Genomic DNA, 12427 nt, shown 5'->3' with positions numbered 1-12427 from the left:
GTTTTCACTATTTGTTGCAGATTGCCTGCCTGACGTTATGAAAAAAATGAATCTTATTGGCTCCTCGCTAATGAACCAGCGTATATCGCTGGGTTTCATTATGGCTATGGTGTTGATTGGTTCAGGCTTTACTATATCGTTTTATAGCTACATCCAATATGGTGATGACACGAAACAGGTTCGGCACACATACGAAGTAATCAGAGTACTTGATAATATATTGTCATATGCAAAAGACGTCGAAACCAGTTCACGAGGCTACGTCATTACCAATGATAAAACATATCTTGAGCCCTATTACACCGCGATTCACCAGTTGCCGGATGAAATTAGAAAATTGAGAATTCTAACTACTGATAACCGGATTCAAATACGACGGCGCATTCTCCTTGAAAAGTTAGTCAACGACAAGCTATCAATAACTAAAGAACGTATTCGCGTAAAAGCATCTGATTTGAAGAATACCGCAATTAGTGCTGAGAGCAAACGCCGAATGGATTTACTGAGGGCACATGTGGCCTTGATGATCGAAACGGAACAAACGTTAATGGATGTTCGGGATCGGCAGGCGGGTCGCTCATTTCGGAATACACTTATTATTATTTCCGCCCTGTCGCTACTGACGTTTCTAGCACTTCTGATTTTGTACCGATTACTGGAAAAGGAACTGACCCACCGCCAGCAGACAGAAGATCAACTGCGAGCCTACGACTCACAACTGCGAGGACAAATTCGTCAGTTAGAAGCCTCCAATGAAGAACTCGAACGCTTTGCCTTTGTAGCCAGCCACGATTTACAGGAGCCATTGCGTAAGATTCAGTCTTTCTCAAACCTGATTACCGATCGCTATGGTAACTTGTTCGACTCGGATAGCCTGCTGTTTATGAGCAAAATTTCGAACTCAGCCGAGCGAATGTCCAAACTCATCAAGGACTTGTTGAATTTTTCTCGTATTTCCAGTCATCGGGAAGATTTTAGATCTGTACAGCTGAACGATATTGTACAGCGCATTCTGGATGATCAGGAACTGCGCATCAAAGGGCTGGATGTTCATGTTGAGGTAAACAGTTTGCCGGTTATTGAAGGCATTCCAAGCCAGATAGATCATTTGTTTAATAACTTGATTTCCAATGCCCTTAAGTTTATTCGTCCGGGTGTTCAACCGTTGCTTCGTATTGATGTACAGACAGTTACCGGGGAAAATTACATAGGGTTAGTACCCGAAAGACAATATGTTGAGATCACTATTGAAGACAACGGAATTGGGTTTGATGAGAAATACGTAGACCATATATTTAAAGTTTTTCAACGATTACATGGCAAAAGCGCTTTTGCAGGTACCGGTATTGGACTAGCTATTTGCAAGCGAGTTGTCATGTATCACCACGGCTACATTACGGCCCGTAGCCAACCCAATAAGGGCACCACGTTTGTAGTCGTTTTACCAGAAAGCCAATCACAACAACAGTATGACCGACCAACTTCAGAAACCTATTCATATCCTGCTGGTTGACGACGACGAAGACGACCGTTACCTCACTCGGGAGGCATTTCATCAACATTATCCATCCAGCCGTATTTCGTTCGCCGAAGATGGCGAAGATCTGCTGGATTTTCTCCGGTATGAAGGGCGGTATTCCGGGGCAGCTCACACGTTGCCCGAATTAATATTACTGGATTTAAATATGCCCCGCAAAGATGGCCGGGAGGCTCTCCGGGAAATTAAAGCGAATGACGATTTTCGTCATATTCCAATTGTGGTGTTGACGACTTCCGATGCAAAAGATGATATCGAAACTTCTTATTTCAACGGGGCCAATAGCTTTATTACCAAGCCGCCAACTTTTCAGCGGCTCAGCGAAGTGACCAAAGCCATTGGCCAGTATTGGTTCAATGTCGTCACTGTTTGTGAGCATTTGGAAGATGAGTAACGTGACGCGGGTGTAAGCCCGCGTTACTTCCCGCTCAATCCCACCAATCCGACAAATATCTTTTCCAGTTCTTTAGTAACGGCGCGGTTTTGACCGGGGGTGAACTTGTTCACAAGCACGCAGAAGCTCATTTGTTCGCCATCCTTCGCTGTAAAGTAGCCGGCATAGGCCCGGACGCCTTCAATAGACCCACTTTTAGCCCGAATGTTGCCAGCTGCGGCTGTTCCTCGGGCCAGGCTTTTCACCGTCCCGCTTTGCCCGATAATGGGTATCGTCTCATAGAATTGCGGGAATGATTTATCTTGGCCCATCGCGCTTAGTATTCCCGTCATGTTGTCGGCCGTAAGAGCCCCTACGGTCGATAGGCCGCTGCCATCCCGAATCCGAAAGCCATCCAGTGCGACACCTTTGCTTTTCCAAAACGCGATCAATGCGTCAATGCTGGTGCTTGTTGACCGGACGGATTTATTGAGGGTCAACGCTGTTGCTCTCAATAGAGCCTCGGCGTATAGATTGATACTCTGGAAATTCGTTTGCTGAACCAGTTCCGTTAATAAGGGCGATTTATGCTGATTCAGCATCGTACGTTTACCTGTTGTGACAATCGTTGCAGACAAGCCTCCGCCTATCGACGTTGGTGCGTTGCTGATCGATATGCTATCCTGTATAAGTTGATTCTGAAGGGCGTAGGCCGAAAAATAAGCCGGATCGGGCATTGCCCCTTTTACGCTGAACTCATTGGCAGGCTCACCCATAGGGACTTTGCCCGTTAGCCACTGCTGGTTCATAAATGGTGCGCCCAGAATATTTACCTGATCGCCGGTATTGGCTGCGTCGGTCGTGACTGTGTTGCGAAAGCTCAGGTAGGGGAGTAGCGGGTCTGTACGAAGTACGCTTGCAGGAGTACCGACCGATTTACCCGGTCGGAAAAATACCCGATACAGATTTTCATTCACATTCAGTGCACTGAGACTGGCCCCGTAATAGTTGCCCAAATCGCCAAACGGCCAGGTTTCGGGGGTAGTGAGGTCATCATACAAACTGGCATCGCCAATAACAGCTCCCTGAATTCGGCGGATACCCGCAGCCCGAACGGCACCGGACCAGCTGGTAAGGAGCGATGGGAGGTCGTAGTAATTCGGGAATCGCCAGCTACCCAGCGAGGGGTCGCCTGTGCCCCGAATGTATAGATTTCCGGTTAATACGCTGTCTTTGATCGCGCCATCGTATTCGAGCGTAGTCGTGTAGGTATAGTTTGGCCCAAGAACAGCCAGGGCCGTAGCGGTGGTAATTAATTTGAGTGTGGAGGCCGAAGGCAGACTCATTCGCGCATTGTAACCAATAAATTCTTCGCCATCCCGCACCCGTCGAACCGACAAAGAGACTGTTCCATAGCGGGTTGCCGGGCCCGCCTGAAATTCGTCTACCTGCCTGATTAGTTGCTGAATAGCAAGCGAATCGGCAGATGGTTGGGCCTGCGAAAGGGCCGGTGTCGAGGCTGATAAGGTAAGAAAACAGACGACAGAAAAAATAGACAGAGAAGCTGGAAAATGGGAGAAAAAGTGCATTCAGTAACAGTTAGGCGATTCAACGGGTATTTCGTACTTTTGCAAACTTACGAAGTTTGCGCCACCCAACTTGCTTTAGAAGCACCTACCTCAAGACATCGAATAAACGACACCGAATAGTTAAAGTTGCAAGCATGAAATTATCATTTCTGGGGGCGGCCCGGCAGGTAACCGGCAGTATGTATCTGCTGGAACTGGAGGATGATTACCGCATCCTGATTGACTGTGGTTCCGATCTGGAGCGTTCCAGTTCTAACGGTCAAACGACCCCCGCCGTTACTCATCCGGGATATTTTCCGTTTGAGGCCTCAAGCATCAATCTGGTATTACTGACTCACGCCCACGTGGATCACTCGGGCAATTTGCCTAATCTGTTTCGTGAAGGATACGAAGGCCAGATTTTGTGTACTGAACCAACGTTCGCGCTGACCAATGTGCTGCTCAAAGATGCAGCTTCCTTGAATCAGAAGCGTATCAATGAGCTGAACGCCAGTAAAAAGCAGCGGGTAAGAGACCGGCAGTCTCAAATGCAGAAAGACCTGTTTCTAGACAGACAGGTTCGTGAAGCGATGGAAAATGTGGTGCCCATTGGCTTCAACCGGAAGTTTAAAGTGGCCGATGGCGTCGATGTGACGTTTATTCCGGCAGGTCACTTGCTGGGTGCAGCGCACATCGTTATCAATGTGATGGAAAATGGCGAACGGAAAAGTATCTGCTTCTCGGGTGACATTGGCCGCAAAAATTACCCGCTTTTAGTTGATCCGGCAACCGTTCCACAAGTCGATTACCTCGTTTGCGAAAGCACCTACGGCAATCGTCTCCACGAGAACCTGATGTCTCCCGAAGACGCGCTGGCCGATATTATTCAGCGGACTTGTATCGACATACCGGGACGGCTCATCATTCCGTCCTTCAGCGTTGGGCGGACACAGGCACTTCTTTATACCCTTAACCGACTGTATACCGAACGGAATTTTCCGCCAATTCGGGTTTTCTCGGACAGTCCGATGGCGTTTGAGAGCTCCAAAATCTATTCTCAGCACATAAAAATGCTGAGTACAGAGGCAAGGGAGTTTTTCAAGGAGAACGAAGCCTTATTCGATTTTCAGAATTTTCAGTTTTTGGAATCGTCAAAAGCCAGTAAAGCCGTTTCGAATTTTGGCGAGCCGTGTATTATTATCTCATCGTCGGGCATGGTACAGGGCGGGCGGGTTGAATACCACGTGGCCGAAAATATCAGCAATCCATACGCCACCATTCTGATTATCGGCTACTGTGCTGAAGGAACGCTCGGCTGGCGATTGCTGAACGGACAGCAAACGCTGAGCATCAAGGGAACTGACCATCAGGTGCTGGCCAACATTGAAAAGATTGACGTATTCAGCGGTCACGGCGACCGCAATGATTTGATTAATTTTGTGGGTATGCAATCGCCCGAATCGCTCAAAAATATTTTTCTGGTTCACGGCGAATATGAAAGCATGGAATCATTCAAAGCCACACTGGCCGAAGAAGGTTATCCACAGGTGATTATTCCAAAGAAAGGCGAAAGCTATGAACTTTAAGGAGTAAAGGGACGAAAGGGAGGAAAGGGAGAATGGGTTTAAAACCGCTTTTCCCTTTATTCCCCTTCCTCCTATCTCCCTTTTTTTATGAGAACCTACCTCGATTTTGAAAAACCCATTGCCGACCTCGAAGCGCGGCTGGAAGAGACAAAGAAATTAGCTCAGACCAGCAATATCGATGTTAGTGAAGCGGTAAAAGTGCTGGAGCAGAGTATTGACAGGCTGCGCCGGGAGATTTTTCAGAACCTTACCCGTTGGCAGCGTGTGCAATTGTCGCGCCACCCGGACCGGCCCTACACGCTCGATTACATTTCGCTTATGTGCGATCAGTTTATCGAACTACACGGTGACCGTACCGTTCGCGATGATCCGGCTATGGTGGGTGGTTTCTGCGAAATTGGCCACCCTGGCGAACCGGGCCAAACGGTCATGATCATTGGGCAGCAAAAAGGCCGGAATACCAAGCAGCGTCAGCACCGGAACTTCGGGATGCCTAATCCCGAGGGCTACCGAAAAGCTCTTCGCCTGATGAAACTGGCAGAGAAGTTCAACATACCCATTGTTACCCTGATTGACACGCCGGGGGCCTTTCCGGGTCTGGAAGCCGAAGAGCGGGGGCAGGGTGAAGCCATTGCCCGCAATTTGAAAGAGATGTTCATGCTCACAGTTCCCGTTATCTGTATCGTCATTGGCGAAGGAGCATCGGGCGGAGCGTTGGGTATTGCGATTGGCGATAAAGTCATGATGCTGGAAAATACCTGGTATTCGGTTATCTCGCCCGAAAACTGTTCGACCATTCTCTGGCGAAGCTGGGATTTCAAAGAGCAGGCGGCCGAAGCCATGAAGCTGACCGCCCGTGATATGAAGCTGAATAAACTGGTAGATGAAATTGTGGAAGAGCCTATTGGGGGCGCTCACAACGACCATCAGGCGATGGCCAATCATCTGAAAGAAGTTATCCTGAACACCATTGCCGAACTAAACGCCATTGACCCACAGGAACGCATCAATCAACGTATTGATAAATTCTGTGATATGGGTGTTGTGGTGGAATAGTAGACTGGATTATATATTTATAGAAAAAGCCGCTGGGAGAGTCCCAGCGGCTTTTTTTGTAATCAAGCTTTATCATATCACCGTTTGTCTGCAAATCTAACCTTATCTTTTTCTCATCGCTCAAATACCTTATTGCTGGGGGGTGCCTGTAGCTTGGACAGGGTCACTAAAAAAACTTCGTCACTTTGTAATATTTAGGGTACGATAGCGACTAATAAGCTAAAAACCAGCTAATACGATGCGCTCTGTTAATCCATCTACCCAAAATAACCCCCGCTCCATTAAAATAAATCGCGCGATGTATGGAGCGTTCGTTCTGCTTTGTCTCTATTTCTTTCTGACCGGTTCCTATGATGATGCAGCTGCCAATCTGGGAGTCGCCCTGATTTTCGACCCCTTCGATCAAACTGTACCCTGGGACCATCGACCACGCTGGCAGCGGGCCTGGCTTATTACCCATTTGTTAGTTATGGTGGCTATTGTTCTAGTCTACTGGAGAACCTTTGGCGCCTGAGCCGTATGAAAAAGAAGAACATATTTCGAATGATGTTAGTGGCCATTGCCGGAGCAACTCTCGGTTATGGAGGTGTATGGGTAGTACAACACGCCTTTTCCGAGGCTGTCCTGAAAAACATAGCCTACGCCAGTAATGGCTGGGAAGATGCCATAAAGCTGGCGAGCGTCCTGGTGGCCGCCTGGGCTGCTTTATTGGTGCATGAATTAGGTCACCTGCTTACGGGGCTGGCGCTTAACTTTCGGTTTTACATACTGGTTGTCGGGCCATTGGGAATTCGTAGGCATCCCGATACTGATCAAGTACAATGGTACCTCAATCGGGATGCCGGGCTCTATGGGGGAGTATCGGGAACGGTGCCCATTCGAACGGATAATTTCCTTCGGAAAAAGTTTGCGGCTATTGTGGCTGCTGGTCCGCTTATTAGTTTACTAATGGGTGCATTAACGCTTTGGTTAGGGTATGTAGGTGCCAATGCGCTAACACCCGATTCGTCGGCCGTGGCGCGTATAGCCGTTTGTTCTAGCTTGATTTTTGGTGTGTTTTCGAGCATGTTTTTTCTGGCAACAACCATTCCTGGTCGGACGGGTCCATTCTTTACAGATCGCGCCCGGTTCATGCGCCTTATGGGTGGTGGACATCCGGCTGCGGTAGAACAGGCAACGCTTGAGTTGCTGGTACATAGCCAGTCAGGACAGCCCTACGCGACCCTAAATCAGGAACAAATAGCCCTGTTAACGAAAGAGCCGGAGTCATCGTTGCAACTATTTGCCCATATCATGGCCTATTATCGTTACCTCGATCGGCAAGAGATGACGAATGCGTTTGATCATCTCAGAAAAGCGGAAGATTTGCTCGATGATCAGCCAAGCCTGATGAAAATTGAGGTCTGGAAAGAACTGGCCTTTGCCTACGCCTATATTGATCGAGATGTGAAACTGGCGTTGATGAACTGGTCGAAAATCAAACCCTCTCCCGATGAATTTCCGTCAGCCTACAGTTATTTGTTTTGGGCAGCACTGGCCCGTGCCCAGGGAGAATCGACCGAGCAAATTAACGAGTGGGTGACCAGAGGTGTAACAGCACTGCCAACCAACCCCATTCGCAGTGAAGATCGGCTACGGCAGCAGTTACTGGCTAGTTTGAGTAGGCAAAATGCCCTAATCTAAGCAACTTTAGACCTTGCTATCGTTTTTTATGTTGTCAGAGCAGGAGTTTGTTCGCCAGATCGGCCAGCATCAGAAAATCATCCATAAAGTTTGTCACCTCTATGCTGATAGACCGGAAGATCGCCAAGACCTGTTTCAGGAAATTCTGCTAAACGCCTGGAAGGCGAATCGTAATTTCCGTCAAGAGGCTGCCTTTTCAACCTGGCTCTATCAGATTGGCTTAAATACGGCCATTTCTCATTTCCGTCGCGAAAAACGAAAACCGTCTCAGGACGGTCTTGACGCAGTTTTACAACCCCCTGACTTCGATGATGAGTTTGCAGAAACACAATTTGCTGCGCTATATGCCGCGATTGGGCAACTGGATAAAATAGATAAGGCACTTGTGCTGCTCTACCTGGATGATTACGACTATGCCGCCATTGGGCAATTGTTGGGTATAACCCCTAATTACGTGGGTGTTAAAATGAGTCGTATCAAGCAGCAATTGAAACAAACGGTACAACAGAATTAAAGATGGAACTCGACGAATTCAAGGTATTCTATCAGGCTCAATTTGAACAAGTTGCTGACAAGTCGGGATCTGACCTCGAAACAATGCTTCGGAAGCGGTCTCGTTCGGCCATTGAACGAATTCTTAGAAACATGCTCTGGGAAGTTATTTTCGCGTTAGTGATTGTTCTTGTACTGTCCTTTTTGATGGCGGTCTGGTCTTCAACTATTTTTCGGTGGGCGGGCCTGGGTTTAGTTGTTATTAGTGTTGTTCAGGTGGTTGCCTTTACCTGGCAATACCGTCGGCTGACCGCCCGACTGAATCAGGCAACCGGCTCTGTTCGAAACTATATACAGGAAGTCGCGGCTATTGTTGATCGATTTGTAAGCGCTTACTATCGCTATTGTATGAGCGCGATACCATTAGGTGCGATAATAGGTGCCATTCTGGGCATCTACATGGGTACTACTAATGATCGAAGTGATCCTGCATTTTCGGTGTTGCCAGAGCATCCTGGTTTGCCCTTTCTGGTTATCTCACTCGTGCTGGCTCTTGGTACGGTACTCGCTACTTATTTCATGCTCAGGTGGTACATTCACCGCTTGTATGGCCGGTACCTGGATGAACTCAAAAACTGTTTGAGCGAGTTGAACAGTCAGGCGAATTAAGTTAGTGTCGTCTTCACGTAACTTTGCTATTCTCTTTCTCCGTTTGTCTGCAAATCAAACCCTATCTTTGGCTTCCGGTTCACATAAGACCTGAACGGAATCTGCAAATGGAGTCTACGCTCAACACAACAACCCTCAAAAACATTATTTTCGACCTCGGCGATGTGATCATCCCGATAGACCTGACGGCCCCCATTCGGAACTTCGCCATGTTGGCTAACCTCCCTGAAGATGAGGTGCGCGACCTCTGGATGCAGCACGACATTGTGGGTCAGTACGAAACTGGTCTTATTGATGATGAAGCCTTTCGCAGCCATGTTCGGCAATTGGTAAAAACCAGAAACGATGCACCGGATGGCTGGGCTGATGAAGTGATTGATACTGCCTGGAATACCATTCTGCTCGACTTGCCTGTCGAACGGCTTGAGCGTGTTAAGGAGCTTACAACGAAGTACCGAGTGTTCCTGCTGAGCAATACCAGTCCTATTCATATTCGGAGGGTAAATGATGTGCTGAAAGGCATGAATCAGCCGACATTGGAGGAAATTTTTGAGAAGGTATATTATTCGTATGCTGTTCAGATGATGAAACCCTCCCCCGAAATTTATCAGCACGTTCTGGCTGATGCCGGGCTAATTGCCGGAGAAACCGCTTTTTTAGACGATAATGCCGCGAACATCAAAGCCGCTGCCGGGTTAGGTATTCAGGCTATACATGTTCAGCCCCCATTAACAATACTAGACCACTTAAAGGATGTATGATATTAATGGAGAATGAATAGTGTAGAATGTATACTATAGCTGGCCACGAAAGCAACACATTATACACTCTACATTCTCCATTATGCATTAAATGTCATACCTCTTTCCTGCTTTATGAATAAAAGTACCCGCACCTACCTCCTGCATGGAGGTCTTTTTTTAATTACCCTCGTTACAACCACAATGGCCGGAGCCGAGTGGATGTTTGGCCGGTTGTTTATTCCAATTGACGGCATGGTAACCCTCGGCTGGGATGAGTTTGTGGCTGGATTTAATTTTTCGGTACCCTTTCTGGCCATTCTGACCGTCCATGAATTTGGCCATTATTTTACCGCCAGGGCCAATCATGTTCGGGTTACGTTGCCCTATTATATTCCGCTCTGGATTGGTATTGGTCAAAGCATTGGCACGCTGGGGGCTTTTATCCGGATTCAGGATTTTATCAACAGTCGCCGGAAATACTTCGACATCGGTATTGCCGGACCCCTGGCTGGTTTTGCCCTTGCCCTGGTTGTACTGTGGTACGGCTTCACACATTTACCCCCGCCCGAATTCATCTTTACCATTCACCCTGAGTACAAGAAGTGGGGACTCGACTATGGCAAACATGCTTACCAGCATTTGCCGGAAGGGGCCGCTATGGGGCTGGGCGATAATATATTGTTCAACTTTTTCAAGAACCATGTTGCCGATCCCGCCCGCTTGCCACACGCGTATGAAATGATTCACTACCCATACCTGCTGGCAGGGTATCTGGCGTTGTTTTTTACCTCCCTGAACCTCATTCCCATCGGGCAACTGGATGGTGGTCATATTATGTATGCCCTCATTGGCTATAAACGCTTTCGTTTGGTATCACCTGTGTTGTTTACCCTGTTTGCGTTTTATGCTGGATTGGGCCTGTTCAAGCCGAGCGATTTTGCGGTGCAAACCGACGAAGCATTTTTCTCGGCACTAGGCAAATTTGGCCTGTATATGGGTGTCCTGTACCTGGCTTTTTCGCGCATAAGCGAAAATCGCATGACTTCCCTGATCGTCACACTGAGTGTGGTTGCCGCGCAATTGGTGTTATCGTGGGCGCGTCCCGACATCGAGGGGTATCAGGGTTTTCTGGCGTTTGCCTTTGTGCTTGGTCGGTTCTTGGGTATTTACCATCCCGAAACAGAACTGGAGGAACCATTGGATAGTAAGCGGCAGGTGTTGGGCTGGATTGCCTTGATTGTCTTTGTGTTATGTTTTAGCCCCCGCCCCTTCATGTTTTCGTAATAGGGTTACTCCAATCACTGGAATCGTTAAATCAATCAGTTGAATTTACTTATCTTGAGGCCGCATAATCCCCCTCTATTCTATGCGACTTCCTTCCCGACAGCTCTCCGACGCTGAGTTGATGGCCGGTATCCGAGCTGGCGGCTCAGAGCGACGGCTTTACGAGAATAAACTCTACGAGAAATACCACTATTTTATAGCTGATGGCACTCGCAAGCATCGTCTCTCCGACGATGAATGCGCCAGTGTTTATTCTGATACGATCCTTACCGTGTTCGAGAGCATTAGCAGCGATCGTTTTGAGGGCCGATCGGAACTTAAAACGTACATCTATCAAATATTTTCGAATAAATGTGTTGACGAAATTCGTAAAAAGACGACTAAGCGTAGTAGTGTCCACGATGCCTTTTCGCTTGATGATTCGCTGATGCAACTGCCCGACGAAGCGCGCTCGGTGGTGCAGAAACTCATTGCCGAAAGCGATGTAGAAAAGCTGCATCGGCATTTGAACGATTTGGGTGAGAAATGTCGCGCCATGATCTTGTCCTGGGGAGAAGGGTATTCTGACGACGAAATTGCACAGGCAATGGGCTATAATTCGGCGGCTGTGGCTAAAACAAGCCGTTTACGCTGTTTGGAAAAATTACGCGAACGTTTCCGCGACATACTATGAACACTGATCTGGAGATTATCGAAAATTATGTAACCGGCCAGCTTGCACCCGACGAACGAACACGTTTTGAGGCCGAGCTGCGCACCAATCCCGCTTTAACCGAAGCACTGGCGTTCTACACACTGACAAAACAAGTGGCGAGGGAACAAGCCCTCGAACAACGCAAGGCTGAACTGGATGCCCTGCATCGAAACATCGTTTCAGTACCATTCTGGAGTTCGCCAATGCGTTGGGCCGCTGCCGCCAGCATTGTCCTCCTGTTGGGTCTTGGCTGGACCTTCTTCCGTCCAACTGATTCCGCTGTTATGGCAACCCGTTTGACTGACGAGTACGTGACTCAGCATTTCATGCAATTGCCAACAACAATGGACGGTGGCACGTCCGGCTCACCAGCTGTTGACAGTGTGAAACTGGGCGTTGGGCTCTTCAATGAGGGTAAGCTTGCCGAGGCCGACGGCATCTTTCAGGACGTGTTGACACGTAAGCCCGATGATGATAGCGCGTTAAAATTAGCCGGTATTGTTTCCCTGCGTCAGGGTAATTACGACCAAGCTATTAGCCTGTTTCACCGCCTTAGCCAACAAACAGACCTCATCAGCAACCCCGGTTTATTTTACGAAAGCCTAGTGCTTATCAAGCGCGGACGACCGATGGATAAAGAGAACGCCAAAAAGTTGCTTGATGAGGTGATTACCAAGAACTTGGAAGGGAAAAGCGAAGCAGAGAAAATTATAAAAAGCTCAGACTAGTTTCACAACAGTTA

General features: G+C 48.1%; 13 protein-coding genes. 12 read left to right on the top strand and 1 reads right to left on the bottom strand.

Annotated elements, in window-relative coordinates; genetic code table 11:
* Positions 1 to 37 precede the first annotated feature (37 nt).
* Both CWM47_RS00285 and CWM47_RS00280 read left to right on the top strand, forming a co-directional pair.
* Entirely contained in the window at positions 38 to 1513 is a 1476-nt protein-coding gene (locus CWM47_RS00285) for a sensor histidine kinase (RefSeq protein ID WP_240625655.1), read from the top strand.
* Positions 1470 to 1931 (top strand): response regulator, encoded by a 462-nt coding sequence (locus CWM47_RS00280; protein WP_100985817.1) that lies wholly within the window; start codon positions 1470 to 1472, stop codon positions 1929 to 1931. Before CWM47_RS00285 ends, CWM47_RS00280 begins: the two co-directional genes overlap by 44 nt.
* 23 nt (positions 1932 to 1954) lie before the next feature.
* Here CWM47_RS00280 and dacB read toward each other — a convergent pair whose 3' ends face one another.
* Positions 1955 to 3499: a D-alanyl-D-alanine carboxypeptidase/D-alanyl-D-alanine endopeptidase gene (gene dacB, locus CWM47_RS00275; protein ID WP_100985816.1), complete on the bottom strand. Its 1545-nt coding sequence runs from the start codon at positions 3497 to 3499 to the stop codon at positions 1955 to 1957.
* A gap of 134 nt (positions 3500 to 3633) precedes the next feature.
* Between dacB and CWM47_RS00270 the strand changes: the two genes are divergently transcribed.
* The 10 genes from CWM47_RS00270 to CWM47_RS00225 all read left to right on the top strand — a co-directional run bounded on the left by CWM47_RS00270 (position 3634) and on the right by CWM47_RS00225 (position 12413).
* Positions 3634 to 5064: an MBL fold metallo-hydrolase RNA specificity domain-containing protein gene (locus CWM47_RS00270; protein WP_100985815.1), complete on the top strand. Its 1431-nt coding sequence runs from the start codon at positions 3634 to 3636 to the stop codon at positions 5062 to 5064.
* Between the two features lie 87 nt (positions 5065 to 5151).
* The gene (locus CWM47_RS00265; protein WP_100985814.1) at positions 5152 to 6120 is read left to right on the top strand and encodes an acetyl-CoA carboxylase carboxyltransferase subunit alpha; all 969 of its coding nucleotides are present in this window, start codon (positions 5152 to 5154) and stop codon (positions 6118 to 6120) included.
* Positions 6121 to 6358: 238 nt separating this feature from the next.
* On the top strand, positions 6359 to 6634 hold the full coding sequence (locus tag CWM47_RS00260; RefSeq protein WP_100985813.1) for a hypothetical protein: 276 nt from the start codon (positions 6359 to 6361) through the stop codon (positions 6632 to 6634).
* A 5-nt stretch (positions 6635 to 6639) separates the two neighbouring features.
* Positions 6640 to 7803 (top strand): M50 family metallopeptidase, encoded by a 1164-nt coding sequence (locus tag CWM47_RS00255; RefSeq protein ID WP_100985812.1) that lies wholly within the window; start codon positions 6640 to 6642, stop codon positions 7801 to 7803.
* 28 nt (positions 7804 to 7831) lie between these two features.
* Positions 7832 to 8317 (top strand): RNA polymerase sigma factor, encoded by a 486-nt coding sequence (locus CWM47_RS00250; protein WP_100985811.1) that lies wholly within the window; start codon positions 7832 to 7834, stop codon positions 8315 to 8317.
* 2 nt (positions 8318 to 8319) lie between these two features.
* Entirely contained in the window at positions 8320 to 8964 is a 645-nt protein-coding gene (locus tag CWM47_RS00245) for a hypothetical protein (RefSeq protein ID WP_100985810.1), read from the top strand.
* A 107-nt stretch (positions 8965 to 9071) separates the two neighbouring features.
* Complete coding sequence (locus tag CWM47_RS00240) at positions 9072 to 9725, top strand: HAD family hydrolase (protein WP_100985809.1); 654 nt, start codon at positions 9072 to 9074, stop codon at positions 9723 to 9725.
* Positions 9726 to 9839: 114 nt separating this feature from the next.
* On the top strand, positions 9840 to 10991 hold the full coding sequence (locus CWM47_RS00235) for a site-2 protease family protein (protein WP_100985808.1): 1152 nt from the start codon (positions 9840 to 9842) through the stop codon (positions 10989 to 10991).
* Between the two features lie 82 nt (positions 10992 to 11073).
* Positions 11074 to 11664, top strand: coding sequence for an RNA polymerase sigma factor (locus CWM47_RS00230; protein ID WP_100985807.1), 591 nt, complete (start codon positions 11074 to 11076; stop codon positions 11662 to 11664).
* Positions 11661 to 12413 carry a hypothetical protein gene (locus CWM47_RS00225; RefSeq protein WP_100985806.1) on the top strand — a complete coding sequence of 251 codons (753 nt, stop codon included), beginning with the start codon at positions 11661 to 11663 and terminating at the stop codon, positions 12411 to 12413. The genes CWM47_RS00230 and CWM47_RS00225 overlap by 4 nt, the downstream gene beginning before the upstream one ends.
* Positions 12414 to 12427: the final 14 nt, after the last annotated feature.

Source organism: Spirosoma pollinicola (assembly GCF_002831565.1).
Taxonomy (GTDB): domain Bacteria; phylum Bacteroidota; class Bacteroidia; order Cytophagales; family Spirosomataceae; genus Spirosoma; species Spirosoma pollinicola.
This window is presented reverse-complemented; position numbering and strand designations above follow the sequence as displayed.

What these genes read in the sequence shown, in the direction of transcription:
- CWM47_RS00285 (WP_240625655.1), top strand. Translation starts at nt 38, where the DNA reads ATGAAAAAAATGAATCTTATTGGCTCCTCGCTAATGAACCAGCGTATA.
- CWM47_RS00280 (WP_100985817.1), top strand. Translation starts at nt 1,470, where the DNA reads ATGACCGACCAACTTCAGAAACCTATTCATATCCTGCTGGTTGACGAC.
- dacB (WP_100985816.1), bottom strand. Translation starts at nt 3,499, where the DNA reads ATGCACTTTTTCTCCCATTTTCCAGCTTCTCTGTCTATTTTTTCTGTC.
- CWM47_RS00270 (WP_100985815.1), top strand. Translation starts at nt 3,634, where the DNA reads ATGAAATTATCATTTCTGGGGGCGGCCCGGCAGGTAACCGGCAGTATG.
- CWM47_RS00265 (WP_100985814.1), top strand. Translation starts at nt 5,152, where the DNA reads ATGAGAACCTACCTCGATTTTGAAAAACCCATTGCCGACCTCGAAGCG.
- CWM47_RS00260 (WP_100985813.1), top strand. Translation starts at nt 6,359, where the DNA reads ATGCGCTCTGTTAATCCATCTACCCAAAATAACCCCCGCTCCATTAAA.
- CWM47_RS00255 (WP_100985812.1), top strand. Translation starts at nt 6,640, where the DNA reads ATGAAAAAGAAGAACATATTTCGAATGATGTTAGTGGCCATTGCCGGA.
- CWM47_RS00250 (WP_100985811.1), top strand. Translation starts at nt 7,832, where the DNA reads ATGTTGTCAGAGCAGGAGTTTGTTCGCCAGATCGGCCAGCATCAGAAA.
- CWM47_RS00245 (WP_100985810.1), top strand. Translation starts at nt 8,320, where the DNA reads ATGGAACTCGACGAATTCAAGGTATTCTATCAGGCTCAATTTGAACAA.
- CWM47_RS00240 (WP_100985809.1), top strand. Translation starts at nt 9,072, where the DNA reads ATGGAGTCTACGCTCAACACAACAACCCTCAAAAACATTATTTTCGAC.
- CWM47_RS00235 (WP_100985808.1), top strand. Translation starts at nt 9,840, where the DNA reads ATGAATAAAAGTACCCGCACCTACCTCCTGCATGGAGGTCTTTTTTTA.
- CWM47_RS00230 (WP_100985807.1), top strand. Translation starts at nt 11,074, where the DNA reads ATGCGACTTCCTTCCCGACAGCTCTCCGACGCTGAGTTGATGGCCGGT.
- CWM47_RS00225 (WP_100985806.1), top strand. Translation starts at nt 11,661, where the DNA reads ATGAACACTGATCTGGAGATTATCGAAAATTATGTAACCGGCCAGCTT.